The organism is Clostridium saccharoperbutylacetonicum N1-4(HMT) (assembly GCF_000340885.1).
GTDB classification, from domain to species: domain Bacteria; phylum Bacillota; class Clostridia; order Clostridiales; family Clostridiaceae; genus Clostridium; species Clostridium saccharoperbutylacetonicum.
Genome location: NC_020291.1, coordinates 3,700,447 through 3,727,292, shown reverse-complemented (window position 1 = coordinate 3,727,292; position 26,846 = coordinate 3,700,447). Strand labels below are relative to the sequence as shown.

At 29.4% G+C, this 26,846-nt stretch carries 26 protein-coding genes; all 26 read left to right on the top strand.

Annotated features, from left to right (window positions below; genetic code table 11):
* Positions 1 to 6: 6 nt before the first annotated feature.
* Positions 7 to 966, top strand: a complete 960-nt coding sequence (locus CSPA_RS16620) for a tRNA dihydrouridine synthase (protein ID WP_015393506.1) — start codon at positions 7 to 9, stop codon at positions 964 to 966.
* Positions 966 to 4,997, top strand: a complete 4,032-nt coding sequence (locus CSPA_RS16615) for a leucine-rich repeat domain-containing protein (RefSeq protein WP_015393505.1) — start codon at positions 966 to 968, stop codon at positions 4,995 to 4,997. The genes CSPA_RS16620 and CSPA_RS16615 overlap by 1 nt, the downstream gene beginning before the upstream one ends.
* 192 nt (positions 4,998 to 5,189) lie before the next feature.
* Positions 5,190 to 6,266 (top strand): aldo/keto reductase, encoded by a 1,077-nt coding sequence (locus CSPA_RS16610; protein WP_015393504.1) that lies wholly within the window; start codon positions 5,190 to 5,192, stop codon positions 6,264 to 6,266.
* A gap of 60 nt (positions 6,267 to 6,326) precedes the next feature.
* On the top strand, positions 6,327 to 6,782 hold the full coding sequence (locus CSPA_RS16605; RefSeq protein WP_015393503.1) for a GNAT family N-acetyltransferase: 456 nt from the start codon (positions 6,327 to 6,329) through the stop codon (positions 6,780 to 6,782).
* A gap of 420 nt (positions 6,783 to 7,202) precedes the next feature.
* Entirely contained in the window at positions 7,203 to 8,069 is an 867-nt protein-coding gene (locus CSPA_RS16600) for an alpha/beta hydrolase family protein (RefSeq protein ID WP_015393501.1), read from the top strand.
* 143 nt (positions 8,070 to 8,212) lie between these two features.
* On the top strand, positions 8,213 to 8,926 hold the full coding sequence (locus CSPA_RS16595) for a hypothetical protein (protein ID WP_015393500.1): 714 nt from the start codon (positions 8,213 to 8,215) through the stop codon (positions 8,924 to 8,926).
* Positions 8,927 to 9,176: 250 nt separating this feature from the next.
* Positions 9,177 to 9,665 (top strand): GNAT family N-acetyltransferase, encoded by a 489-nt coding sequence (locus CSPA_RS16590; RefSeq protein WP_017810532.1) that lies wholly within the window; start codon positions 9,177 to 9,179, stop codon positions 9,663 to 9,665.
* An 89-nt stretch (positions 9,666 to 9,754) separates the two neighbouring features.
* Positions 9,755 to 10,357: a 2-phosphoglycerate kinase gene (locus CSPA_RS16585; protein ID WP_241427077.1), complete on the top strand. Its 603-nt coding sequence runs from the start codon at positions 9,755 to 9,757 to the stop codon at positions 10,355 to 10,357.
* Between the two features lie 72 nt (positions 10,358 to 10,429).
* On the top strand, positions 10,430 to 11,200 hold the full coding sequence (locus tag CSPA_RS16580; RefSeq protein ID WP_015393496.1) for a GNAT family N-acetyltransferase: 771 nt from the start codon (positions 10,430 to 10,432) through the stop codon (positions 11,198 to 11,200).
* A gap of 49 nt (positions 11,201 to 11,249) precedes the next feature.
* Complete coding sequence (locus CSPA_RS16575) at positions 11,250 to 12,056, top strand: GNAT family N-acetyltransferase (protein WP_015393495.1); 807 nt, start codon at positions 11,250 to 11,252, stop codon at positions 12,054 to 12,056.
* Between the two features lie 75 nt (positions 12,057 to 12,131).
* Positions 12,132 to 12,731 carry a Crp/Fnr family transcriptional regulator gene (locus CSPA_RS16570; RefSeq protein WP_015393494.1) on the top strand — a complete coding sequence of 200 codons (600 nt, stop codon included), beginning with the start codon at positions 12,132 to 12,134 and terminating at the stop codon, positions 12,729 to 12,731.
* A gap of 64 nt (positions 12,732 to 12,795) precedes the next feature.
* Complete coding sequence (locus tag CSPA_RS16565; protein ID WP_015393493.1) at positions 12,796 to 13,596, top strand: SDR family oxidoreductase; 801 nt, start codon at positions 12,796 to 12,798, stop codon at positions 13,594 to 13,596.
* A 99-nt stretch (positions 13,597 to 13,695) separates the two neighbouring features.
* Positions 13,696 to 14,685: an alpha/beta fold hydrolase gene (locus tag CSPA_RS16560; protein ID WP_015393492.1), complete on the top strand. Its 990-nt coding sequence runs from the start codon at positions 13,696 to 13,698 to the stop codon at positions 14,683 to 14,685.
* A 242-nt stretch (positions 14,686 to 14,927) separates the two neighbouring features.
* Positions 14,928 to 15,368, top strand: a complete 441-nt coding sequence (locus CSPA_RS16555) for a hypothetical protein (RefSeq protein WP_015393491.1) — start codon at positions 14,928 to 14,930, stop codon at positions 15,366 to 15,368.
* Positions 15,369 to 15,833: 465 nt separating this feature from the next.
* A complete protein-coding gene (locus CSPA_RS16550; protein ID WP_015393490.1) occupies positions 15,834 to 17,648 on the top strand; it encodes an N-acetylmuramoyl-L-alanine amidase family protein in 1,815 nt (604 codons plus the stop codon).
* Between the two features lie 292 nt (positions 17,649 to 17,940).
* A complete protein-coding gene (locus CSPA_RS16545; RefSeq protein WP_015393489.1) occupies positions 17,941 to 19,014 on the top strand; it encodes a S66 family peptidase in 1,074 nt (357 codons plus the stop codon).
* Between the two features lie 62 nt (positions 19,015 to 19,076).
* Positions 19,077 to 19,712, top strand: coding sequence for a GyrI-like domain-containing protein (locus CSPA_RS16540; RefSeq protein WP_015393488.1), 636 nt, complete (start codon positions 19,077 to 19,079; stop codon positions 19,710 to 19,712).
* Positions 19,713 to 19,736: 24 nt separating this feature from the next.
* Positions 19,737 to 20,453 (top strand): DUF1287 domain-containing protein, encoded by a 717-nt coding sequence (locus CSPA_RS16535; protein WP_015393487.1) that lies wholly within the window; start codon positions 19,737 to 19,739, stop codon positions 20,451 to 20,453.
* Between the two features lie 171 nt (positions 20,454 to 20,624).
* A complete protein-coding gene (locus CSPA_RS16530) occupies positions 20,625 to 21,917 on the top strand; it encodes an MFS transporter (RefSeq protein ID WP_015393486.1) in 1,293 nt (430 codons plus the stop codon).
* A gap of 190 nt (positions 21,918 to 22,107) precedes the next feature.
* On the top strand, positions 22,108 to 22,359 hold the full coding sequence (locus CSPA_RS16525; protein WP_173682192.1) for a nucleoside/nucleotide kinase family protein: 252 nt from the start codon (positions 22,108 to 22,110) through the stop codon (positions 22,357 to 22,359).
* Between the two features lie 162 nt (positions 22,360 to 22,521).
* Entirely contained in the window at positions 22,522 to 23,562 is a 1,041-nt protein-coding gene (locus tag CSPA_RS16520; RefSeq protein ID WP_015393485.1) for a hypothetical protein, read from the top strand.
* Positions 23,563 to 23,728: 166 nt separating this feature from the next.
* Positions 23,729 to 24,337 carry an HAD family hydrolase gene (locus CSPA_RS16515; protein ID WP_017810533.1) on the top strand — a complete coding sequence of 203 codons (609 nt, stop codon included), beginning with the start codon at positions 23,729 to 23,731 and terminating at the stop codon, positions 24,335 to 24,337.
* Positions 24,338 to 24,449: 112 nt separating this feature from the next.
* Entirely contained in the window at positions 24,450 to 24,878 is a 429-nt protein-coding gene (locus CSPA_RS16510; RefSeq protein WP_015393483.1) for a pyridoxamine 5'-phosphate oxidase family protein, read from the top strand.
* Between the two features lie 38 nt (positions 24,879 to 24,916).
* Positions 24,917 to 25,591: a ribose-5-phosphate isomerase RpiA gene (rpiA, locus tag CSPA_RS16505; RefSeq protein WP_015393482.1), complete on the top strand. Its 675-nt coding sequence runs from the start codon at positions 24,917 to 24,919 to the stop codon at positions 25,589 to 25,591.
* Between the two features lie 97 nt (positions 25,592 to 25,688).
* A complete protein-coding gene (locus CSPA_RS16500) occupies positions 25,689 to 26,219 on the top strand; it encodes a flavodoxin domain-containing protein (protein WP_015393481.1) in 531 nt (176 codons plus the stop codon).
* A gap of 77 nt (positions 26,220 to 26,296) precedes the next feature.
* Complete coding sequence (locus CSPA_RS16495; protein ID WP_015393480.1) at positions 26,297 to 26,845, top strand: AAA family ATPase; 549 nt, start codon at positions 26,297 to 26,299, stop codon at positions 26,843 to 26,845.
* The last annotated feature ends 1 nt before the right edge of the window (position 26,846 follow it).

Genomic DNA, 26,846 nt, shown 5'->3' with positions numbered 1-26,846 from the left:
CAATATTTGGAGATAAAAGAATTAAGACTAGGAAATATAATAATACCATGTAATGTCCTTATGGCACCACTTGCTGGGTATACATGTTATCCTTTTAGAATGCTGTGCTATGATCTAGGGGCAGGACTTTGTTATACAGAAATGGTAAATTGTAATGCACTTAAATACAAGGATGAAGCAATGCAAAAACTTCTTTTTACAACAAGTGATGAAAAGATAAAGGCAGCTCAGTTAGTTGGTTCTGATCCAAGGATTATGGAGAAAATGGCTAGAAGCGAATATCTTTCTGAATTTGATATTATTGATATAAATATGGGGTGTCCAGTGCCAAATGTATTTAAAAGTGGTCAAGGAAGTGCACTCCTTGGGGATTTAAAAAGGGCTTCTTCTATTATCAAAGGTTGTAAAAAGAGTGGGAAAGTGATTACTGTTAAAACTCGTATTGGAATAAAGGAAGATGTAATGATTGCAGGAGAATTTGCAAAAATGTGTGAAGATGCAGGAGCGGATATGGTTACAATACATGGGCGAAGTCGCAATATGATGTATTATGGGACTCCATATTTTAATCAAATTGAGCAAGCAAAGTCAGTAGTTAAAATACCCGTAATTGCAAATGGAGGGATTTTTTCAATAGAGGAAGCTGAAAAAATGATGAATGTTACAGGAGCAGATGGAATTATGGTAGCAAGATATGCTCTTGAAAATCCATTTATATTCAGTGAACTTATTCATAAAGATATTAAGAAGGATAAGTATACAGTAATATCGGAGCAAATTGATTTAACATCAAAATATTACGATGAAATATTTACTATCTTGTATATAAGAAGATTTGTGGCTTATCTTATGAAAGGAAGCAAAGCAGCCAGACAATATAAAACTGAATTATATAATTGTGGTAATATAGAAGAACTTAAATTCATTGTGAAGAAAATATTTTTGGAAGAAAGAGAGAATTATTAATGGAAGATGGATTTATTATCAATGATGGAATTTTAGAAGCATACACACTTAGAGATATAGTTGTTAAGATTCCAGATGAAGTTTGTGTAATAGGAAAAGGAGCCTTTAAAGGATGTGCTTCTATTGAAGAAATCATGCTTCCTGAAACAATAAGTAGAATTATGGATACTGCATTTAAGGGATGCAGAAAGCTAAGAAAGATAAATTTTCCTTCAAAACTTACTTATATTGGAGAATATGCATTTCATCGTTGCCATTCATTAGAACGTGTAGAGCTCCCAAGTTCAATAAAGAGGCTTAATAGTTGTACTTTTTTGTATTGTGATGCTCTTGAATATGTTTCAATGCCAGGAGTAATAAATTTAGAGAGACATGTATTTTCCAATGATGAAAATTTAAAAACTATAGAGGTTTCAAAGGATTTAGATATATCAAGTATTTGCGATGTTTTTACAGGCTGCGGGAAAATTTCTAGAATATGCTTAACAGATAAAACTAACTTTGATATTGAAAGTGTAATTGATATTATAGCATCAAATTCTAATGTACATCCTGTAGTTAAAGCTATTGCTACAGATATATATAGGATGATGGAAATTGATAATAGAGTTCTTACAAGATTTCTTATAAATGCAAAGGAAGTTGAGATACCAAAAGGAATAACAGAGATAGGAAAAAGCTGTTTTTTTGATAAGAAAGGTGTAGTTTTTGTTAAGTTTCCAGAAACATTAATTAATATTGAAAGCAGGGCATTTAGAAATTGTATTAATTTAGAATCTATAGAATTTACAAATGAAAATGTGAACATAAGTCCTGATGCATTTAAAAACTGTACAACACTAAAATATATTAAATTATCTAATGGGAATACATATGAACTTAAGGGTTTACCAGATATATATGATGAAGATATACCAGACATAGTTAAAAAAATTCATTCACAAATTCTTAATAATTTCTTTATTAGTGGAACTACTTTAGTTAAATATAGAGGGAGTGAGGAAAAGGTAGTTGTACCAGATGGTATAACTATAATTGGAGAAAAAGCTTTTGCAGGTAATGAGGCAATTGGAAAAGTTATTTTACCACAATCAACAAAAGAAATTCATGAAGAAGCTTTTACTGATTGCTTACTTTTGCAAACAATTAATTTTGTTGAAGGACTTGAATACATAGGTAAATCAGCTTTTGAAAATTGTGTGAAGCTTATACGAGTAGATCTACCAGAATCAATTACTATAATTGAAAAATCAACATTTAATAGATGTAGAAAATTAAATGAAGTATCTTTTGGAAGTAATGTTAGAGAAATTAAAAACTTGGCTTTTTATGGATGTAATTCACTAAAAAATTTGCAGCTTCCAAGAAAAATTGAAAGTATAGGTGATATGGCATTTTATAAATGTTTTTCTTTAACTGAAGTATGCTTGCCAGAATCTTTATGCAAAATGGGAAGTAATGTGTTTACTTCCTCAGGTGTAAAATCAGCAGTAATAAATTGTGATTTAAAAGAGTGTGGAACAGATATTTTTTCAGAATGTAAAAAACTAAGAGAATTAACATTTGGAGAAGAAGTTAAAAGTATTGGTGATAAATTTGCATTTAAATGTCCTTCACTTAAGTATATTAATTTTTCTACCTCAATTGAATATATTGGAAGAAATGCTTTTGAAGATAGTATTTACATGAAGGAAATAACTCAAAGTGATAAAATTAAACATATATTTATGAATGGAGTTAATCTTTCTGATAATATTGTAATTCCTGAGGGAGTCACGTCTATTGCAGGTGGAGCATTTTATGGTAATACTAATCTTAATTCTATAACACTTCCAAAATCACTTAAACGAATTGGTTCAAGAAGCTTTTGTGGCTGCACTTCCCTTAAAAATATAATAATTCCTAAAGGACTAACTAAATTGGAAGAAGGAATTTTTGCATATTGTACATCTTTAGAAACTGTTGAATTTGAAGGTGAAATAACATATGTATCAGATAATTCATTTTATGGATGTAGTTCTTTATCAAAGATTAATTTATTAGAAACAAATTATATAGGTGAAAATGCATTTAATGGTTGCAAAAATCTTTATGAAATGGATGTTAAATTAACAGAGATAAAAGCAAATGCTTTTAGAAATACTAGATTTTTGGAAGAATTAAAAAATAATTCACAATTAATAATATTATCAAATATTGTTATTGATGGAACGGGTTGTTTTGGAGATGTTATAATTCCAGAAGGTGTAGTAAGTATTGCTCCATATGCTTTTTCAGGAAATGACAATATAAATAGTATAGTGTTTCCTAAAAGCCTTGAAGCTATAGGAGAAGATGCATTTGGTGGTTGCAAAAATGTAAAAGAAGTTATTCTTCCTGAATCCTTAAAATATGTTGGAAAAAAGGCATTTGAAAAATGTATAGGTATTACGAAGGTTTCTGGTATTTTAGAAAAAATTTGTGAGGGAGCATTTTCATATTGTATTAACTTGAAAAATGTATTTCTTCAACAAACAATATCTTTTGGGAAAGAAGCATTTTGTGGATGTGAAAGTCTTGAAGTTTGTGAATGTATGGAACTTGAGTATATAGGAGATAATTGCTTTGATGAATGTGGAGAATTAAGAAAATTTGATTTCACTAATGTTAAAGCTATAGGAGTTAATGCTTTTAATGATTGTAATTCGATTGAAAGTATATGTCTTAATGCAGATACTAAGATTTCTAATCATGCTTTTGAAAATTGTGGTAACTTAAGGGAGATAATAGTGTCTAATGAACACATTAGACATGGAAGCTATGCATTTGCAGGATGTACAGCACTTAAAGCAGTAATAATCGGCGAAAAGGTATATCCAACTGAAGATTATTCAATTATTTTTCAAAAAAATGTGCCAGATATTGTGAAATCAATATACAATAGTTCAATAAGTTGTTTTGATATAGATGAAAATCTTTCTTTATACGGATATTTTAATAAAGGACGTTATATACATATACCAAAAGGAATAAGAAGAGTTGAACGTGAAGTTTTTAAAGATGCAATGAATCTTGAAAAAATTTATATCCCTGAAAATGTTGAGTATATTGGAGAAAGAGCTTTTCACGGGACAATGTGGCTAGAAAAACAAAGCAAAGTTTCACCTTTGACAATTGTAAATAATATACTAATTGATGCAGCTGGATGTAAAGGTAGAGTTGTAATTCCTGAGTATATTAAAATAGTTTCAGGATGGGCATTTGCAAATTGTTTTGACCTTGAAGAGGTTGTTTTTTCATCTCAAAAAACAGTTATAGAAGAATATGCATTTAGGAATTGTATTAATTTAAAAAAGGTTATTACTGCAGATGGAAAAGAGTATAAATTAACAAAAATCTCAGATAGAAATGATGAAATGCTCCCTAAAAATGTAAAGCAAATATTTATGGATTGTTTAAATTGTTTTAAAACAGATGAAAATGATGCTCTTGTTGAATGCACAGGAAATATAAAAGAATTAATATTGATAGATGGCATAAGAGAAATTAAGGATAAAGTGTTTAAAGATAGTAATTTATTAACAAATATAACTTTAACAACTAATGTTAAGGCAATAGGAAAAAATGCCTTTGAAAATTGTAAATGGCTTGTATCTGTGAAAAATGCATGTAAGGTTAAAAGAATAGATAAATTTGCATTTTCAAGCTGCTATTCGTTAGAAAATATAGAGATTTCAGATCAACTTGAATTTTTAGGAATGAGAGCATTTGAAAACTGTTCATCCTTAAAAAGTATTATAATACCAGAGGGAATAACTGAAATTCCTGAAAAAGCATTTTATAGATGTAAGAGTTTAGAAAAAGTCTATCTTCCATCAACATTAAAGGTAATAGGAAAGGAAGCTTTTGCATTTTGCTATGAATTAACAGATATATATTTTCCAGAAAAACTTGAAATCATAGATTCAAGAGCCTTTTCATGGTGTTCAAAAATTGATAAAAAACATGTTCCAGAAAGTGTTGTAGTAAGTGATGATGCCTTTAGCATTTGATAACTAGTGTGTATAAACATAAAGTATAATGCATTGGGTTAGTGAAAAATGAATAATTAAGGAAGAAAAGCCTTCTGGCGTTTTAAAATAATAATATTTTTTAGATATACTGAAGAAATATCATCCTCAATTATTCACTGTTCATTACTAATCATTAATCTATATGTAAAAAAGCATGAGAGGAGTTAAAATATGAGATACAGGAATTTAGGAAGTACTGGATTAAAGGTATCTGAAATTGGATTTGGAACAATTCCAATACTTAGTGGAAATGCCCCTGTATTGCCAGATTACTTTAGTCCAAATGAAGAAACTGCAATACAAATAATGGAACACGCATATAGGCTTGGTTGTAATATTTATGATACAGCAATTGTGCCTGAATATGGAGATGCAGAAATAAAGCTTGGTAAATTTGCTGCTCATATAGGAAGAGAAAAAATTATAATTGCAGATAAAGCAAGGTTTTTTAATGGAGATGAAATGTATAAGGCTGTCAATGAATCTTGCAAAAATCTAGGTACATATGCAGATATTTATTTTGTACATCAAGTAGATGAAAGTAATGAAGATATTACCTTTGAAAAATATGGTGCTATAGATGCATTAAATGAATCGAAAGCAGAAGGTAAAATCAAATTTACAGGACTTGCAACTCATTATTATGAAATACTATTAAGAGGTGCGAAGGATAATAGAGTTGATATACTTCAAGGAAGCGGAAATATTTTTGAAAGAGGAATGCTTGATAGAATAGAAGAAGAACCTAAGTTTAGAGCAAAAGGATTTATTTTGAATAAAGTATATGCAGCAGGGATATTACCCTCATTTTTTTCAATAAAAAAACTTTTATCAGGTGTACTTTCATATCCAATATCAAGTGCACTAATAGGTATGGGAACTTTAGAGCAAGTAAATCATGCAATGCTCAATGAACCTGACAACTATTATCGACCAACCTTTTCACAAGTAATGTCTAAGCTGGAAAAGAGTTTTAATCCTATTCCTTGCGATAGATGTCAAAGATGTAGATGCATATATGGTATTGAAATACATGTGTTTTTTAGACAATATAATTATTATTTTCTTGGTAAAGATTATTGGGAACTCAGAAAACTTGACCTCGGCATAAAAGAAAGTGCTGAGAAATGCAAAAAGTGCATAGATATGTCATGCTTAAAAAAATGTCCAAAGTCAATAAATATTCCTAAAGTTATTCAGAATATAAAAGAATTAGTAGAAATTCATATTAGAAATTCACTAATATAGCTATTCTACAGTAAATATTTGAAAAACCTAATGGAATTTTATAGACGGAAGGAGACTGTAATGAGTTTAAAATATATTAAAGCAATAAAAGAAGATGCAGCTTTGTTAATAGAAATTTATAATGCATCGTTCTATGATGATTATATTAAATATGGGGAATGTCCTGCATATGGCAGATCAAGAGAGCGAATGGAAGAGTCTATTGATAAATTTCCTAAATTTATTATTTATTATGATAATATTCCTATTGGAGTTATTTCAGTTGAAAATAGGGGAGGAGGAGAATATTACCTAGGTTGTCTGTGTGTGATTCCCAAATATCAAGGTAAAGGTATTGGTGCGCAAGCAGTTAAATATATGTTGGGATATTTTAAAGATTGGAGTAAAATAACATTAATAACCCCTGTAGACAAGGTTGAAAATATAAATTTTTATACAAAGAAGTGTGGGTTTATAGTTAACGGGACAGATATGGATGGTAATGTAAAAGTAGTTCATTTTCTAATGGAAAGATAAACTTTAATTAAATATTTAAGATTATAAATATGAAGATCATAAGGTAATTAACAAATTTTAAATTTTACTTAAAAGGGACATGCCGTAGTACTTTTAGATTTTTAAGCGAAAGGAATAATTGCAAGTTGAACATATTAATGCTGAATAGTTCACATAAAAAATGGAGTTAAGGAGGAGTATATGAAATCAAAATTTATGTTAATAATATCAATTATTCTATTTGTAGTCGCAATTATTATTTTATGGAAAACCGATAATCATGTTATTGGCAGTGCTTTTTTGTTAATTTCATTGCTCATAAATCTTATTAGGCAATTTATTTACCTATGGAATAATAGAAGAGTGAAATAAGTTATATTTTATCTTACTATAAGCGGAAGATATAATAAGTACTAACTAAAAAATGCAAGGAGAGAGATCATGGAAATTAAACAGTTTAATATAAATGTAGGATGTAAAAACATACAAATTAGAGATGAAAGCAAAGACCTTTTATTTAATGTTCTTATACAATATCCAACAAAAGAAATTTCTGCCCCAACAGTATTTGGCCCATATACAATGGATGTTTGTATAAATTCTAAAATATTAGATGGGGAATTTCCACTTGTTGTGATTTCTCATGGTAATGGAGGTTCACATCTTCTTTATAGAACAATTAGCACACATCTTGCTAAAAATGGTTATGTTGTGGCCATGGTAGAACATTATGGTAATAACAGGAATAATAATGAATTGGAAAACACAGAAGAAAATCTTATTTTAAGACCAAAGCATATAAGTTTAACAATTGATAAACTTCTTTCAGATAGTTTTTTTGGAAAATATGTTAAAGCTGACAAGATAGCAGTACTAGGACATTCTATGGGTGGATACACGGCTCTTGCATTGGCAGGAGGAATTCCAAGAACAATAGACGGTAAGAAAATAGAAACCAATATTGATAATAGAATTAAAGCAATAGTTTTACTTGCACCAGGCGCAGGTTGGTTTATGAATGGTTTAGATGATGTAAGAATTCCTATCCTTATGCTAACAGCTGAACATGACACAATAACTCCTGCTTGGAATGCTGAAACTGTGTTAAAGAGTATTCCAGATAAATCTTTAGTTACTTTTAAGCAAATTGAAAATGCTGGTCATTTTTCATTTCTCAGTCCATTTCCAGAGTCAATGAGAAATCCAAATTTTTTGCCATCGACAGATCCAGAAGGATTTGACAGAGAAAATTTCCATGCTCAATTACCAAAAGATATACTTGCTTATCTTAATGAGAAATTATCTTGAACAGATGTACAAGAGTTTTAGAAGTTGAATATAGGTTAAAAGGTTTTTAAATATAGACTTAAGTTATGTCCTAATTAATGTAGGTAATAAGATTGCTTCTGATAAGAGTTATATATAATTTTATTGAGGGTGGGGAAAATTTTATGTGTACAAGTTTTATTTATCGAGGAAATGATACAATTATTGGAATGAATTTTGATAATAATGGGATGAAATATTCTATTGATACTAAAAATCCTAACTGGTTTACTGTAAAGGTTGACGGAGGACGAGGAAAATATCCGTCGTTTGGAGTAGATTGCTTTGGTAGATTTTTTAATAATCTTGTAGTTAATTCAAATGGAAAAGGATTATATAGAAGACCAAATAAAAAAGTTACTCATACAACCAAATTTATAATGGATATACTAAAGGGAGTTATTAGTACTGAAAAATTAGAAGAATATTTAAGTAATGTTGAAGTTGTTAATGGACCAGATTGGAGCTGCCATAATATGATTTGTGATTCTAATGGAAATGTGTGGGTAGTAGAACCAGGTCGTGGGAATATAAGAAATATAGCAGACTCTTCAAAGTTTTTTGTTATGACAAATTTTTCATTATGGGATTATTTGTATGAAAATGTTGAATGTAATTGTGATAGGTTTAAAGTAGTATCAAGTGAATTGGAAAAAGCGGAGAAAGTAAATGTTGAAACGGCATTTAGTATACTTGATTCTGCAAGTCAAAGGAATGGAGAATGGATTACTGAATTTTCAATGGTTTACTCAAAAAATATGAACACTGTATATTATTGTTTAAATGGTAATTTTAATGAAAGGTTTGAATACAAGTTTTTATGTCTCAAAAATGAATGATAATTAATTCATTTTATAGGTTCTAAACGAAGCTTAAAGTAAATTATACAAATTATTTTCCGGAAGATTATATGAAAATGGGTATAGTTGGAGATTTAGTGGTGTATGATTATGATGGAGGAACAAGTTACTATACACTAACGGGTAATGAAGTTTTTAATTCATTACAATGTATTAAATAATAATTAGATAGAATTTAAACATATGATAGAAAATATATGTATGATAATAGATAGAAAGGGGAATAAAGGTGGAAGTAGTGAATGTAACCAATGAAAGTTTGGAGATTTTTTCAAAAGTTTTAAATGATTCTGCCAAATGGCTTAATTCTATAAATCAACCAATGTGGAAATGTGAAGATATAACAAGTGAACAGTTACTGAAGAAGTATAGAATTGAGGATATGAAATTATGTTATGAAAACGGAAAATTAATTGGAGTATATGTTTTGCAATGGTATGATCCTTTATTTTGGGAAAGTTTACAGAAGAATGGATCTGGAATATTACATAAGTTAGCTGTTTGTAGAGAATATGCAAATAAGGGGTATGGAAGTAAATTAATACAATCTGCAGAATTAATGTGCAAAGAGCGCAACGTTAAATGGTTAAGGTTAAATTGTGGAACATTTAGAGACAGACTTAGAAAATTTTACGAAAGTAATGGTTTTAAAATGGTGGATAGGGTATTCATTGATAATAGGGATCAAATTAGATACGAAAAATTTCTAACCCTATAGGAATTATTTAAGGATAGTAAAATATAAATTTTTTTAGTTACTTATTCAGACTACATAGCTATTGAAGAAAGAGCAAGAATGAAATTAAATTGGAAAATGGTAATTGGAGTGAGATAGAGATGGTTATTTTAATTGGTGGAGTAAGTTGTACAGGAAAAACAGTGATGGCTCAAAAGCTACTTGAAAAATACAAAATTCCATATTTGTCTATTGATCATATAAAAATGGGACTGATTCGTGGAAGTAAATATTGTGATTTTTCTGTAACTGATAGTGATAAAGAACTTACATATAAATTATGGCCAATAGTAAAGGGAATAATTATGACCAATATAGAGAATGGGCAACACATTATTATTGAAGGCTGCTATTTACCTCAAGAGTATATTAATGATTTTAAGCCTAATTATTTAAAAGAAATAATTACATTTTATATAGGTTTTTCGAAGGACTATATTGAAAAATATTTTGGCTCAGGAATTATAAAGCATAGAAATAAGATAGAACAAAAGATATTTGATGAGCATTATATGAACAAAGATAACTTCATTAAACTTCACTTGCAAGTTAAAGAACTTTGTATTAAGAATAATGCTAATTTTTTTGAGATTAGTAATGATTATGCAGGTGAGATGAACAGTGTATATAAGTGGATTGATGAGGAAGTTGAATTAAGAAGACAACAGGAATAAAATGTGAAGTTAATTTGTAATTTTAGAAAAAATGAAATATAAATTATTAGTACTGAAATGGAGAGAATGAATATGAGCATTTATGAGATTACTGAAACAAAATGTTTGGAAAAATTATTTGAAGGCTGGCAGGAAACATTAATTTGGTCATGCTTACAAGGATATATGGGAAGAGCATATGCAGATAGTATTACTAATCCCAAATCAGCTAAAATAGTAATAGGAGATTTTTGTTTTTTTGCAGGTAAAGCCAACATAGAACTTGTATTGAATAAGCAAGAGGTTTATAAATCAAATTTCATAATTATGATTCCACAACATGATGAATGGAGCAAGCTGATTGAACAAACATATAAAGAAAATTCAAAAAAAGTATATCGTTATGCTATTAAAAAAGAAAAGAATATATTCGATATAGAGGAATTAACAAAAATTGTTGAAGATATAGAAAATGAATTTACCATTCAAATGATAGATGAAAATGTTTTTGATCAGGTTATTAGCAACTCATGGTCTGAGGATTTATGTTCACAGTTTAATGATTACGAGGATTATAGAAAACGAGGACTTGGAGTAGTTATACTAAAAGATGGAATTGTTGTTTCAGGAGCATCATCTTATACTGTATATAAAGAAGGAATTGAAATTGAAATTGATACTAGAAAGGATTATAGAAGAAGGGGCCTAGCATTAGTTTGTGGAGCTAAATTGATTTTAGAGTGCCTGAAAAGAGGGCTGTATCCAAGTTGGGATGCACAAAACAAAGGTTCAGTTGCCTTGTCTGAAAAACTTGGATACCATTTTGATAAGGAGTATGTAGCATATGAAATCATGAATTATTAAATGGTACAAAAAATAGAGAAATAAATCTGAATATAAAGAGGAAAATATTATGAATATACGACAAGCTATAAAAATAGATTTAAATACTATAAAAAACATAACTTATGAAACAATTCAAACAATATATCCTCATTATTATCCAAATGGAGCAGTAGATTTTTTTATACAGCATCATAGTGATGAAAATATATCTGCTGATATTGATTCTGGTAAAGTGTTTATTCTAGAAATAGATAAAAAAGCTGTAGGAACAGTTACTATTAACGGTATTGAAATCTGTCGCTTATTTGTTTTACCACATTGTCAAGGAAAGGGCTATGGTGGAGCTTTAATTGATTTTTCAGAGAATTATATATCGAAAAACTCTAAAAAAGTACAGCTAGATGCTTCGCTGCCAGCTAAAGGAATTTATTTAAAGCGAGGGTATAAGGAAATAGAATCTCATTCAATATTAACTCAAAATGGAGATTATTTATATTATGATGTTATGGAGAAAAATTTAAATTTGCCATCTATGATGCTAAATTATGATGGGAAAACATTTATTCCTAAAATCAATACTGAAAATGGTGAAGTAGATAACAAAACAATATTTAACTATCACCAAAATGAAAATGTTGTTTGGGCTGAATATATTGGTGGTGATATTATTAGAGGAAATATAATTGGGACTGTATCGGAAAAAGGTGTATTAGATTTTTATTATCAACATATTAATAAACAAGGTCAACAAAGAATTGGAAAATGCCATAGTGTACCACAGGTTCTGGAAAATGGGAAATTAGAATTACGCGAAGAATGGCAATGGTTAAATGGTGATAATTCAAGAGGTTCATCAATTATAGTGGAATTATAAATTAAAATTAGTATTTATACATAATTTTGAAGAGGAATAAATGTGTTAAGGATAATCAATGAAAGAGGTTTCTGAATGAAAGAGAAAACTGACAGTAATTTATTGATAAATCTCATGAAAAGTAATGAGGTTTTTCTTGATGAAGAAAATATAGCTTCATTAGAAAAAATTTTTAAGCCAAAGATAATAAAAAAAGAAATGTACTTTTTGGAAGAAGGAGAAAAATCTACAGAAATCGGATTAATCATTAATGGGATTTTTCGTTCTTATTATATAGATGGAATGGGTAATGATATAACAAAATATTTTTATAAAGAAAGTGATATTTTATTTTCTTACATGGCACATCTTTGTCAGAAAGAATCAGAATATTACATACAAGCATTAGAAGATAGCGAAATTCTTGTAGCTAAAATTTCTGATTTTGAAAAAATAGTTAAAAGTAATGATAAACTACTTTTGTTTTATAAAAAAATGATTGATAAGGTTTTGGTTATGAAAGAAAAACATGCAAGTAGTTTTAAATTATTAGATAGTGTGGGACGATATAAACAATTCCTTGATATGTACCCTGGTTTAGAAAAGCGCCTTAAGCAATGTCATATTGCTTCTTATTTAGGAATGACTCCTGTATCTCTTAGTAGAATAAGAAAAAAATTGAATCTTAACAAATGATAATGCAAACAATCTCTAAGTAATTTATGATGTATATAAATTTTACTAATGGAGGTTGATTTATATGAAAAAAGAATCAGTTATTTTAATTACAGGTTGTTCCACAGGAATTGGACGAGAACTTTGTAAGAGTTTATCCGAGAAAGGATATACAGTTGTAGCAACAGCTAGAAATGTGGAAAGTATTATGGATTTGCCGGTGTCATTAAAGTTATCTCTTGATGTAACTCAAAAGGAATCCATATCTAATGTAATAAACGAAGTGTTATCAAAATTTGAAAAAATTGATATATTAGTCAATAATGCAGGTTACTCAGCTAGAGGAGCTTTGGAAGAGCTTGATTTAAATGTTGCAAAAAGTATGTTTGATGTAAATGTATTTGGTATAATTAATATGATTCAGGCGGTCATTCCAGAAATGCGTAAGAAGAATTTTGGCAAGATTATAAATGTGGGATCTATTTCTGGAAAATTTGTTCAGCCTATTAATGGTATGTATTGTGCATCAAAATTTGCAGTTGAAGCATTAAGTGATTCATTAAGATTAGAATTGTACAATGATAATATTCAGACAACTGTTATCGAACCTGGCCCTATAAAAACCAATTTTTTTAAAACTATGGTTAATAACTCAAAAGATATACTGACAAATCAAAATTCACATTATTCTAGGTTTTATGAATCAGACGCTAAATATAGGGATAAGCAAAATTTAACTGATCCTAAAGTGGCTGCAAAAGCAATTGCTGATATAATCCTTAGAAAACGACTTAATTCAAGATATAAAGTGGCTGTTCCGTTTTTGCATAGTATGGTAATACACTTTCCAGATTTTTTGAGAGAATATATTATGAGGAAGCGTTAGCTTTTAGTGATATATAGTACTAAAGAAGTATTCAAAAGCAAGTGGTTATGTATTTTTTATTTAAATGATACAGTACAGTCTTCATCAAAGGAGAAGTATATGAAGGTATTAGAAGAAGGTAAGAATAAGAGAAAATCGAGACTTAAAAAAATTATCGTTGTTGCTATAATAATGCTTTTAATTGGGACAGTATGCCAAAGTATAATGGTTGAAAAAGAAATGAAGATATTATTGCCTAAGGGAGAAATATTTAATATTAATAATCACAATATGTATATAAATTCGATAGGAAGTGGAAGAAATACTGTTGTTTTTGTTGCAGGCTCAGGAACACCAAGTTCCTTTACAGATTTTTATAGGATGCAAATGGAACTAAAGCCGTATGCAGAAACAGTAAGTTTTGATAATGCTGGTTTTGGCTTAAGTGAGAAAACAGATTTACCTAGAACCATAAATGTATTAACTGAAGAGCTACATGAACTTCTTAAAAAATCAGGACAACCATCACCTTATATATTAGTTGGACATTCATTGGCTTCTTTGGAAGTAATCCATTTTGCTCAAAAATATCCTAATGAAGTCAAAGGCATTGTTCTATTAGATGGAGGAAGCCCAGAATTTTATGCAAACGATTCTGAGGTAAAATCATATATATTAAATCGTATTAGTGCAGGATTAAGAATAACAGGAATTGCAAGAGCACTTGGAAGTTTAGATATTAAACTGCCACTGCTTGGAGAAAATTTACGTTATAATGGATTACCAGAAGATATAAAGAAGGTAGATTTAGCAATGTATTATAGATATCTTGGGAATCCAATGAATTTAGAATATATTAAAAATATAAATGAAAATGCTACAGAAGTAATGAAGAATGGACATCTTAACAACGTTCCTTTAGTTATTATATCTTCTGATAGTGGGGAAGATTGGGAAAAAAGTCAGAAGGAATTATTACATTGGTCAAATCGAAGTTCACAGGAAACACTTCCTAATTCCAGTCACTATATTCATTGGACTAATAATGATTATGTAGTTGAAAAAATAAAGAGTCTAATATTTTTAACATCAAATATTGAAGATAATTAACTTGTAATAAAACACAGAAAATTTTTGAAGCAGAAGTATATCTGCAATGGTTAGAAGGAAATCAGGAAATTAAAAATTTAGGTATAGAAGGTTTTTGGGAGAAAAATTCTGAAAAACCACATTATAAGATATATAAGGAAAAATAAAAGAGCTCTAATTATTATTGTAATAGCTGAAGGAGGTGGTTTCATGATAAGTGACATAAGTGATATGAGGTTTATGAATTATAGAGGAGGAATATCATGTTTAAACCATTTTTTAGAGAAGATAAAGTTTTAAATGGAGGGATATTTTTAAATTGTGAAGTACAATTTAACTTATTCCATTATATTTTCGAAGGAAAAGAAGTAATTGCTTTAAAAACCTGTGATAATAATGCAATAGCAATCCAAAATACAGGGCATGCAATGTGGTTATGGGTGAATGAAAATCGTGAAAAATCCAAAATTGATAAAATAATAGGCTCTTTATGCAATCAATTGAAGGAGAGTAAATTATCTTCGATTTCAGGAAAACCTGAATTTGCAAAGATCTTTTCAGAGAAGTATTCAAAAATTACTGAATCATCTAATAAAATATCTCTTAGTATGGAAGCTTACCAATGTCAAAAAATTATTCAGCCTAAAAATGTTCAAGGAAAATTAATAAAAGCAGAATTAAGTAATAGGGATATTATTATTTGAATGTTATTGTGAAAAAGGTATTTATAGATTTTGGATGGAAATTCAATTATTGAATATTGAAGTTAGAAGCATCTGTATTTTCAGGTGATTCTTTATGAAATAAGGAATTAGAGAATAGTTTTTTGTATCTAAAGAAATATATTGAGGAAGTTTTAGCTTATTTCTTTACTTTAAGAAAATTAGTATAATATTGGTTAACCTAAAATTAACTTTACTTAATGAACGTTTTAAGATATCTTTAACATATGGAAATGTTACTAAACTATACCTTTTGAATATGTTATTGTATATTTCTAAAGTATGTCCATATAATGCAAAGGACATTTGACAATAAAATAATGTTTAAACTTTTTCTCTAAAATTAAGGATATAGGACTCTTGTTTTGAAAACGTGTGCAAGAATTGACATTAAATAGAGAAAGGTTAATATAAAATAAAAAAATTCACTAGGGGGAAATTAAAAATATGTTAAAAAGAATTTCAAAAATGACAAGTTTATTAGTTTGTGCAGCATCAATTATCTCAATTGTTCCAGCGATGGCTGCTGATGTTAAAAAGGTAGATTCACAAGATGGAACTGTTTATGCTGCAAAAGCTAAAGGTGCAGGAATTTATATTGATGGAGAAATAAATGGTAAAGATGAAGCAGAATATTTTATGACTCCTGATGGAAAATACAATTCTATTGATGGTATTGATGCTGGACTTGCAGTGGATGATTTATTATTAAATCAATATCTTGTAATGGATGATAATGATACAGTTGCAGATATAAAAGACAACTATAAGATAGTAGATGGTAAGAAGAGATCGGATTTACAAGACGATGTAGCTACAACCTTAAGAAAAAAAATTAAAAATGACAATGATGGAAGATTTTCAGATTCTGACAAACAATTTACTACTACTAATAAATTTTTAGATGGTGGTAGTGGATTAAGTGCTTATACTTATACGTTAAAAACTCCATTTAATATTGGGGCTACATCAATTAAAACTACAGATACAGTTTATGTAGATTATGCTGGAAACTATGTTGATGCAGATTATAACTTAGGTAATATGAGAGTTGGTACGACAACTAGCAGCAGTGTTTATATCAAAAATACTAAAGATACTTATGAAATAAAGGACAATATAGGTACAGGAGATCATGAATTAAAAGCTGTAATTAGCAACTCATCATACATAACTGTTAGTTCTGATGTAGTGTATAGATGGGCAAACCTTTCAATATTTGAAAAGGATAAAGGTGCTGATGACTCAACTTATACGAATGTTACAGATACAATATTATTTGGAGGAAAAGGTACATTATTTACTTCAGGTTCAGGTCTAAATAAATCTGTGGCAGTATTACAACAATTTACAAAGGCTACTGCGACAGATGATATAGATGGTATTAAGTATCCTAAAGATTCAACTGTTTATTTCTGCGCAAAATACGATTCAAAAAGTAGCACTAATGGTGGAGTTTCAGATAAATTAGTATTAGGAAAATCTGTAGCTGATGCAAGCAGTAAAACTGGTCATACAATCAGTGCGGCAAAAATGACAGGTGATGCAACAGGTTTTGTAAGTGCAGCCTTAGACACTTCAACTGCTGGAAGTCATAAATTATATGCAGAAACTGTTAAATTAAAATCAGAAAATGGATTTAATCATTTAGACATTAGTGATTCTGACAGTATCGATGTACCAGATAATTATGCTATTCAAACTGGAAGTGGGACTTTATGGGGATTAGATTCAGGCTATGTAAAGCAATGGGATAAGTCAAATGATAACTTTGCAAAAGTATATAAGGTAGATGGCGGATTGAATAATATTTCTGTTGGTAACAAAGATATCATGATTCTTTGGAATGAAGATGATAAAAACTATTCAATTATAAACAATACATCTAAAACAGGAACGACTGCAAGTACAGCAACTACAAATGCAGGTACAGCAGCAACTACTACAGCTGCAACAGCAACAGCTGGTTGGGTAAAAGCAGCTGATGGAACTTGGACTTATAACAAAACTGATGGAACTAAGGCTATTGGCTGGTTAAAAGATGGAACTGCTTGGTACTATTTTAAAACAGATGGCGTTATGTCTACTGGATGGAGTAAGGATGGAGGTAATTGGTATTACTTAAATGCTTCAGGAGCAATGCAAACTGGTTGGATTAATGACAACGGAACTTGGTACTATTGCAATGCATCAGGTGTTATGCAAGCTAATACAACTGTTGATGGATATGTATTAGGTGCAAGTGGTGCTTGGATTAAGTAATTTTAAATTATAGAAATACAAAGGTAACTCAAAATTATTGAGTTGCCTTTTTTAGTTCTTCAAGAAAATATAATTAAGTTAAAGCTTTAGATAATTTTTGAAAGTATTAGAAACACAGAGTTTGCAAAACAGATTATTTTATTAAAAATAGTACTATTTTTATGGCTATTATTTGTAATATTTGTTATTATTTAATCATCAAGAATATTTCAAGTTCTGAGAAGATATTTATTGGTTTGTTTATAACTTTTTTGGTTATCTGCGTAATAAATTCATAAGGAGAGTGGGAGTTATGAAAAAGCCAGAAGCTTTAGTAAAGGGAGACAAAGTTGCAATTATAAGTATGTCAAGTGGCATGCTTGGTGAGGACTCTGCAAAACATGAATTAGAGTTAGGATTAAAAAGAATCATGGAGTTCGGATTAGTGCCAGTCTTAATGCCAAATGCATTAAAAGGGATTGAATATTTAAAAAATCATCCAGAGGCTAGAGCAGAGGATTTAAAAGAGGCATTTTATGATAAATCAATTAAAGGGATTATATGTGCTATTGGTGGAGATGACACTTATAGAACTTTACCATATTTGCTAGAGGATAAAGATTTCATTAATGCTGTTCAAGATAATCCTAAATTATTTACTGGTTTTTCAGATACAACAATTAATCATTTGATGTTCTATAAGTTAGGAATGGAAACTTTTTATGGTCCTTGTTTTGTTTGTGATTTAGCAGAATTGGATGAAGAAATGCTCCCATATACTAAAAAAACATTTCAGAAGTATTTTGAAAATCCTGAGGAGCAATGTATAGAATCAAGTAAGACATGGTATGAGGAACGCACAGACTTTTCAATAGCTGCAATTGGAACAAGTAGAATAGAACACTTAGAACAAAAAGGATATGAAGTCCTACAAGGAAGTGGAAAAGTTAATGGTAGACTTTTAGGTGGCTGTCTTGAAAGTTTTTATGATATATTGACTAAAAATCGATATGACGATGAAAAAGTTATATGTGAAAAGTATGGAATATTTCCAGGATTAGATGAATGGAAAAATAAAATATTGTTTCTTGAAACTTGTGAAGAAAAACCGAAACCTGAAGAATTTGAAAAAGAATTGCTTATTTTAAAAGAGACAGGTATATTTGATGTTATAAATGCAATTATTGTTGGAAAGCCTCAAGATGAGCAATATTATGAAGAATATAAAGAACTTTATTGCAAGATTTTAGATAATAAAGATTTACCAATTATGTACAATGTTAATTTTGGACATGCGTTTCCAAGATGCATAATTCCATATGGAATCGATATTGAGATTGATTTATATAAAAAGGTACTTACTTTGAAGGAAGCTATCTTTTCATGATTGATTGATATATATTATTATAATTTAGTTGTAATTTTTGAATGGTGATGGAGGTGTTAATTTTGAAATATGAACGGAAAAGAGAGGAAAAGGAACTCTATTTACCAAAAGAAAAACCAATTTTAGTTAAGGTTCCTAAAGCAAAATATTTTTGTATTAAAGGAAAAGGAAATCCTAATTCCGAAGATTTTTCTAATAGGATTGGAGTTTTATATTCACTAGCATATGCAGTGAGAATGATGCCTAAAAATGGGTTTACACCTGAGGGATATTTTGAATACACGGTTTACCCATTAGAAGGATTATGGGATATGACCGAAGAAGGTAAAAAAAGTGCAATATTTAATAAAGAAGAACTTTTATATACTATAATGATTAAACAACCTGACTTTGGTAATGAAGAAGTCGTAAAGAAAGCTTTTGAAATTGCTATTAAGAAAAAGCCAAATCCTTTATTAGAAGAAGCATATTTTGATGAAATAGAAGATGGATTAGCAGTTCAAATATTACATATAGGTTCATATGACACTGAACCAGAAAGTTTTAATAAGATGAAGGACTACATTAATGAAAATAATTTAATAATTAAAAGCCTTGTTCATAGAGAAATATATTTGTCAGATGCTAGAAAAGTAGAAAAAGATAAATTGAAAACCGTATTAAGATATATGGTAAACCAGAATGAGAACATAGAGTGAAAATTATACAAGTGGAGGATCTGTGTGAAAAAAGCAAAAACGATTATTATAGTATTAAGCTTAATAGCAATAATTTCAGCAACTGTTACATTTGTGGTGAAACTTAAATATAATAAACCAAATAATGAATTAAATAATAAAGTGGAAGAAATTGCTGATGATATTTCAGTTAATAGAGTCAATGTTCCAGATGAAAGTTCAAAGGTTGATAAAAATCAAAACGGAATACCAGATCCTATTGATATAGTGAATTCTGCTAGAAAAGAAGCTGAGAGGAAAACAATATATAAAGATGCATATTATGTTGGGGGATATCCACCAGATGGTGAAGGAGTTTGTACTGATGTAATATGGAGAGGTTTTAAAGGCATCAATGTGTCAATTAAAGATTTAATGGACAAGGATATTAAAGAAAATATACCCCAATATAAGGGAATCAATGGGAAGGCAGATCCTAATATTGATTTTAGACGAGTATTGAATCAAGATGTATTTTTTAAGAAAAATTGTATCCAGTTAACTACAGAGTTCAAGGAAAACGACATTAATAATTTAAAAGAATGGCAACCAGGTGATATAATAGTATTTATAGAGGGATATGAGCATATTGCTATTATTTCAGACAAGAGAGATGAGGACGGAATTCCTTATGTAATTCATAACTCTCATCCATGTGCTTCTGAAGCAAAATTAAGCTGGTTTCATAATCCAATTCATGGACATTATAGATGGAAATATTAGATAATTTTCATAATGATTTTTAATTAGGAGGAACAAAAAAATGAAGCGTTGTATTGTATTAGCTCCATGCAGAGTCTAACTAGGACTAACCAGCATGGAGTAAAATAAAATTAGTCCTAAAAGACTTTGCATTTTTAGAGATAATATCAAAATAAAAGGAGCAAAGTCAATATGAATTTATTTAAGAATAGTATAAAGGAACTTCACAGTTTTTTAATTTTATGGATTACACAATCACTTTCAGAGTTAGGTAGTTCTATGACCAATTTTGCTTTAATTATATGGTCATATCAACAACATGGCTCGGCTTTAATAACGGCCATGCTTTCTGTTTGTACGTATTTACCATATGTAATTATGAGCATATTTGCAGGAGCATTGAGTGATAAATGGAATAAAAAAATAACAATACTTGTAAGCGATAGTTTTGCAGCTTTATGTACGATTGTAGTATTAATCCTGCTTAAAACAAATAGGCTGGAGATATGGCATATTTATTGCTTAAATGCATTAAATGGCCTAATGAATACAATTCAGCAGCCTGCTGCAGATGTAACAATTAGTATTCTTACACCCAAAAAACATTATCAAAAGGTAAGTGGAATGCGTTCATTTTCAAATTCTTTAATAACTATAATGACACCAATTATTGCAACAGCATTGTTGGCACTAACTAATATGCAGGTAGTTAGTGCATTTGATCTATTAACTTTTGGTATTGCTTTTATTTCTTTGCTATGTTTTGTGAAAATACCAAAAGTAGAAAATGAAAATACAAAGAAAGAATCTATGTTATCTTCAGTAAAAAGTGGACTTAGTTTTCTAAAACATAACCGGGGAATTTTAGATTTGATCTTGTTTTTAGCAGCAATTAATTTTACAGCTTCTATATTCAATGCAACTTTGCCTGCTATGATTTTATCAAGAGCTGAAGGTGGTGAGGTTGCACTTGGTATTATTAATACAGTCACAGGAAGTGCTATGCTTGTTGGCAGTATTGTGGCATCTATATTGCCAGCCCCTAAAAGTCGTGTTCGAGTGATTTGCAATGCTTTATTGCTTTCAATGAGTACTGAAAACTTTTTTCTTGCCTTTGGGAATAGCGTGCCAATATGGTGTGTTGGAGCAGTTTTAGGTTGGATTGCTATTCCTATTATGGGGACCAATATGGATGTATTATTAAGAAGTTATATTCCAATAGATATACAGGGAAGAGTTTATTCTGTAAGGAACACATTGCAATTTTTCACAATCCCAATAGGATATTTTTTAGGTGGAATATTAGTTGATAAAGTATTTGAACCATTTATGTTATATCAGCCATCAAGTGGATTTTTAACAATGATATTTGGAACAGGAAAGGGTTCAGGTGCAGCATTATTGTTTTTTATTCTTGGCATTTTGGGTGTATTAACATGCATAATCTTTCGTAGAAATATTCACATATGGAATTTAGAAAAATAATAAATTAGAAAAAGCGCTAATCATAAATGATTGGCGTTTTTTTACCTTTATGTTTACTTATTAGTGAATTAAGAGAAAATTAAGGAAGATATAATGTATTGTATTTACAAAATATGCTATGATTAACTTAATATTAATTGTAAATTTATGAGAATGAAAAAATTATTATCCATTTGCATATAAAAATGATTTGATTAAACCATTTATAGGTTGTGCTATTTTCATTAATACCCCTTTAGATATTGCAATGGCAAGACGCGTGTTACGGGATATGCACAATTCCAGTGGGGATGAAATCAGGGAAGAAATGATTTTTTATTTAAAATATTCGAGAATTGCATATGAAGAAATGTTAAACACTATTCTGCCAAATTCCGATTATGTTATTGATGGCAGTATTTGCGTAGAGGAGATTGTAAAAAAAATTATGGATATAATATGATGATGAAGTTCGAATTACATGGTATTTAGATTTACAATTATTTGGCTTTAAGGACGTATTATTCAGATGGAGAATCAAAATAACAAACACATGAAATTGACGAATACAAAGTTTGTGTTGCTCTAGACAATAGCGTTTTAGAATTTGCGAAGGGAGAAATTTATGAATAAAAGAAATGATATGATTATTGAATGGGCAATAAAAAAAATAGAAACAGATTTTAAGGATGATGTAAGCCTTTTACTTTTTTATGGCTCCTATGAAAATGGAACTGATAATCCGCTTTCAGATGTAGACTTCTATTTTATACCAAAGACAGAACGCGCATATAAATTGACTAAAACATTTATAGTAGAAAGCGTAGGTTTTGACTTGTTTCCGATGTCATGGGAACGTATTGAAGGAATTGCAGAAGTTAATGAAGTTTTGTTACCATGTATAGCAAACGTCAAGATTCTCTATTGCAATTCAGATGCTGACAAAACAAGATTTAAAGAATTACAGAATAAGTTAAAGAAAAATTTAAGTAATAAAGTGTTTATGTTGGATAAAGCATCTAAGAAGATGGGAAGAGTAGAAGATTTATATAAAACTATGATTTTTGAAGACAATATGTGTGAATTGAGAACAATTGCTGGTCATATAATTTTGTCTTTAGCAGATATTGTGGCATATTCAAACCAAACTTATTTTAGTAGAGGAGTAAAGAAACAGATAGAGGATTTGAAAAATATGGAGGTAACTCCAAAGGACTTCATTTTACTGTATGAATCAGTTATAAAAGCTGATTTAGAATTGCAGCTCAAAAAATATTGTTACAAAATTATAAAAAATACACAAGAATTTTTGGATAGCAAAACTGAAAAAGCAAATAAGGAAGAAAATAAAGCAAATCATGAAGCTCTTGCAGAACTTTACCAAGAAATTATTTCTACTTGGAATAAAATCTATATATGTTGTGATAGTGGAGATATTAATCTTGCATATATTTCGGGGACAAGTCTTCAACGAACATTGAATGAGGCTACAAGAGAAAATGGTTTGAATAAATTCGATTTAATGAGTTATTATGATTCAAGACATTTAAATCAATTTAAAGAGAGAGCTATGGAAATACAAAAGACTTTTGTGAAAACAATTGAAGAGAATGGTGTAGTAATTGAATCATACGATAAAATAGAAGAGTTTATAGAAAGAAATTAACTATTTTAATAGTTTTTAACAAGATTGCGTTACGCCATGAAGATCTTAAACCATGGAATGAATCGCTTATTGGTATTGGAAATTATGAAAAATTATTGGAGATTTCAGTAGCTTCAAAGAACAGGGAGCGTTTTGCTCAATTTGAATTTGAGGATGTGAGTATTTGATGGAATGGTTATTCATGGATATTGGATCTACATTGGTTGATGAAGAGCAATGTGATAAGTATAGAATAAAGGAGACTTTAAAACAAGAAAAAGCACCTTCTAGAGACGAATTTGTATCGAGAATGAATTTTTATGCTACGCAAAATAAAGATGCATATAAATGTACTTTAAAAGAATTTGGACTAAATAAAGTGAAGTGGAATTGTGATTATGAAAAGCTATATGAAGGTACTTATGAGGTGCTTGAGTTACTGCACCAAAGATTTAAATTGGGGATAATAGCAAATCAAGTTCTTGGTACAGAGAAAAGGCTCTATAATCTAGGAATAAGGTGTTTCTTTGATCTAATAGTAACTTCTGCTGAAGAAAAAATTTCAAAACCAGATTTAAAAATCTATAATATTGCATTAAATAGAGCAAATTGTTCCCCTAGTAATGCATATATGATTGGAGATAGATTAGATAATGATATTACACCAGCAATAAAAATAGTAATGAAAACTATATGGGTGAAACAAGGATGGGGAGGGATGGGGAGTTTGGATGAATTGCCCAAAAAGCCTGATGTTATAATTTCTAATTTCACGGATATTATTAATTATATATAAATCATAAAATGATTAAATTTGGTCTAAGTGGCTAGTAATTTAGAAAGTATTTGCAACAAGGAATAGTGCAATTTTTTTCTAATTAATAATGCTATATAAGGAGGTTTTAGGAATGATAGATGAAATTGTTATTATTGAAAGTAACCAGTTAGTGGAGGATTCGAAAATTGTGATGGTTGGGACAAATGGAGAAAATGGTTATCCTAATATAAAAGCAATGATGAGATTAAAACATGATGGTTTAAAGAAATTCTGGCTTAGTACAAACACTTCTACAAAAATGGTAGAACGCTTAAAAGATGATAATAAGATGTGCTTGTATTTTGTTGACGATAATAACTTTGCAGGACTTATGCTCATTGGTACAATTGAAATATTACAGGATAGAGCATCTAAGGAACTGTTGTGGACTGATGGCTGTGAAGTTTATTATCCATTAGGCGTAGATGATCCTGATTATACCGTATTATGTTTTACGTCAGAATGGGGAAACTATTATCGTCATTTAAAAAATGTAACATTTAAAATGGAAGATATTTAAAATAATATATTAGTCACAAAGATATTTTGGAGGTATTTATGGAACTAAAAAGAGTGGCAGGAGAAAAAGCGGCGGAATATATAAAAGATGGAATGATACTAGGATTGGGAACGGGTTCGACATCATATCATATGATTAAAAAGGTAGGCGAGTTAGTTCAAAATGGTATGAATTTGAAGGCAATTGCAACTTCAAGAAGCACAGAGAATTTAGCAAAAGAATTACATATTCCTTTAGTAGAAATAGATGAAGTAGATAGAATTGACTTATGTATTGATGGTGTAGATGAAATAGATAAAAATTTCAATGCAATTAAAGGTGGTGGAGGGGCATTATTTAGAGAAAAAATAGTTGCTAACTTAGCAAATGAAGTAATATGGATAATGGATGATAGTAAATTAGTTGATAGCATTGGAGCTTTTCCATTACCAATTGAAGTATTACCTTATGGATATACACAAGTTATCAAGAAATTAGAAACATATTCTTTAAATCCTAAATTAAGGAGGAAAGGTGACAATATTTATATAACTAACAATGGTAATTATATAGTTGATTTGCATATAGGAAAACCAATTGATATTATTGATGTTAGTGAGAAAGTTAATGGAATAATAGGAGCCTTAGAAACTGGATTATTTATTAATATGTGTAAGTACATTATTGTTGGCACTAATAATGGAGCAGAGGTTATTGAAAATAAAATTAATTAATATATAAAGTAGACTTGTTCTAGTTATGATTAAATGATGTGCCAAGTCTGAATAAGAATGGAAACTATATGATTGAAGTAAGGGGTGGAGGTACATAATGAAAACAATAGTAGTATATAAGTCTAAAACAGGTTTTACAAAGAAATATGCACAATGGATTACAGAAGATTTATCTGCTGATCTTTTTGAAGTGTCAAAGGTTAATATCGATATACTGACTCAATATGATACCATAATTTATGGCGGCAGTTTATATGCAGTAGGTATTATTGGAGTAAAATTAATAACAAAAAATATTAATAAGCTTAAAGACAAAAAGGTAATAGTTTTTGCAACAGGGGCATCACCAGCAAGGAAAGATGCGATAAAAGAGGTTACAGATAAAAATTTTACTCCAGAAGAACAAAAATATATTAAGTTTTTTTATTTAAGAGGTGGATTTAATTATAGTAAATTGAACGCTTTTGACAAATTCTTAATGACATTACTAAAATGGAAAATAAAACATAAAAAACAAGGAGAATTATCAAATGATGAAATAGGTATGCTTTCTGTTTATGATAAACCAGTTGATTATACATTAAGAAAGAATGTTGAATCAATAATAGCTTACGTTAACCATAATTAACGTACTTAAAGATTAATAGGTTCTTTATAGTTTAAGTTTTGTTAGTAAATGAACATTAATTTGTAAAGGAGAAAACTATGTATCCAAGCGTAATTCACATATATGGAGCATCAGGTTCAGGAACAACTACATTAGGTAAATTCATATCAGAACAATTAGGATATACCTTTATGGATACAGATGATTATTTCTGGATCAAAACGAATCCTGAGTACACACAAAAAAGAAAAATAGAAGAACGGATTCAAATGATGAAAAAAGATATTTTACATTCAGATAAAGTTGTTATTTCTGGTTCAATGGTAGATTGGGGTGATGACTTAATTCCATATTTCACATTAGCAGTTCGTGTGGTTACAGATAAAAATATTCGAATTGATCGCCTAAAGGAGAGAGAAAAGAAACATTTTGGTTCACGTATTGAGATAGGTGGAGACATGTATCAAAATCATATTGAATTTATTGAATGGGCAACAGCTTATGATACTGGTGATATTAATATGAGGAGTAAGTTAAAACATGACCAATGGCAAAAATTGATCAAATGTAAACAAATTATTGTGCGTGGTGAAGATGATTTAAAATATAATTTAGAAATCATAAAAGTTGCTCTTGGGTTAGAGTGAA

Excerpts from the sequence above, each read along its gene's own strand:
- CSPA_RS16615 (WP_015393505.1), top strand. The coding sequence starts at position 966 with ATGGAAGATGGATTTATTATCAATGATGGAATTTTAGAAGCATACACA.
- CSPA_RS16610 (WP_015393504.1), top strand. The coding sequence starts at position 5,190 with ATGAGATACAGGAATTTAGGAAGTACTGGATTAAAGGTATCTGAAATT.
- CSPA_RS16605 (WP_015393503.1), top strand. The coding sequence starts at position 6,327 with ATGAGTTTAAAATATATTAAAGCAATAAAAGAAGATGCAGCTTTGTTA.
- CSPA_RS16600 (WP_015393501.1), top strand. The coding sequence starts at position 7,203 with ATGGAAATTAAACAGTTTAATATAAATGTAGGATGTAAAAACATACAA.
- CSPA_RS16595 (WP_015393500.1), top strand. The coding sequence starts at position 8,213 with ATGTGTACAAGTTTTATTTATCGAGGAAATGATACAATTATTGGAATG.
- CSPA_RS16580 (WP_015393496.1), top strand. The coding sequence starts at position 10,430 with ATGAGCATTTATGAGATTACTGAAACAAAATGTTTGGAAAAATTATTT.
- CSPA_RS16575 (WP_015393495.1), top strand. The coding sequence starts at position 11,250 with ATGAATATACGACAAGCTATAAAAATAGATTTAAATACTATAAAAAAC.
- CSPA_RS16570 (WP_015393494.1), top strand. The coding sequence starts at position 12,132 with ATGAAAGAGAAAACTGACAGTAATTTATTGATAAATCTCATGAAAAGT.
- CSPA_RS16565 (WP_015393493.1), top strand. The coding sequence starts at position 12,796 with ATGAAAAAAGAATCAGTTATTTTAATTACAGGTTGTTCCACAGGAATT.
- CSPA_RS16560 (WP_015393492.1), top strand. The coding sequence starts at position 13,696 with ATGAAGGTATTAGAAGAAGGTAAGAATAAGAGAAAATCGAGACTTAAA.
- CSPA_RS16555 (WP_015393491.1), top strand. The coding sequence starts at position 14,928 with ATGTTTAAACCATTTTTTAGAGAAGATAAAGTTTTAAATGGAGGGATA.
- CSPA_RS16550 (WP_015393490.1), top strand. The coding sequence starts at position 15,834 with ATGTTAAAAAGAATTTCAAAAATGACAAGTTTATTAGTTTGTGCAGCA.
- CSPA_RS16545 (WP_015393489.1), top strand. The coding sequence starts at position 17,941 with ATGAAAAAGCCAGAAGCTTTAGTAAAGGGAGACAAAGTTGCAATTATA.
- CSPA_RS16530 (WP_015393486.1), top strand. The coding sequence starts at position 20,625 with ATGAATTTATTTAAGAATAGTATAAAGGAACTTCACAGTTTTTTAATT.
- CSPA_RS16520 (WP_015393485.1), top strand. The coding sequence starts at position 22,522 with ATGAATAAAAGAAATGATATGATTATTGAATGGGCAATAAAAAAAATA.
- CSPA_RS16515 (WP_017810533.1), top strand. The coding sequence starts at position 23,729 with ATGGAATGGTTATTCATGGATATTGGATCTACATTGGTTGATGAAGAG.
- CSPA_RS16510 (WP_015393483.1), top strand. The coding sequence starts at position 24,450 with ATGATAGATGAAATTGTTATTATTGAAAGTAACCAGTTAGTGGAGGAT.
- rpiA (WP_015393482.1), top strand. The coding sequence starts at position 24,917 with ATGGAACTAAAAAGAGTGGCAGGAGAAAAAGCGGCGGAATATATAAAA.
- CSPA_RS16500 (WP_015393481.1), top strand. The coding sequence starts at position 25,689 with ATGAAAACAATAGTAGTATATAAGTCTAAAACAGGTTTTACAAAGAAA.
- CSPA_RS16495 (WP_015393480.1), top strand. The coding sequence starts at position 26,297 with ATGTATCCAAGCGTAATTCACATATATGGAGCATCAGGTTCAGGAACA.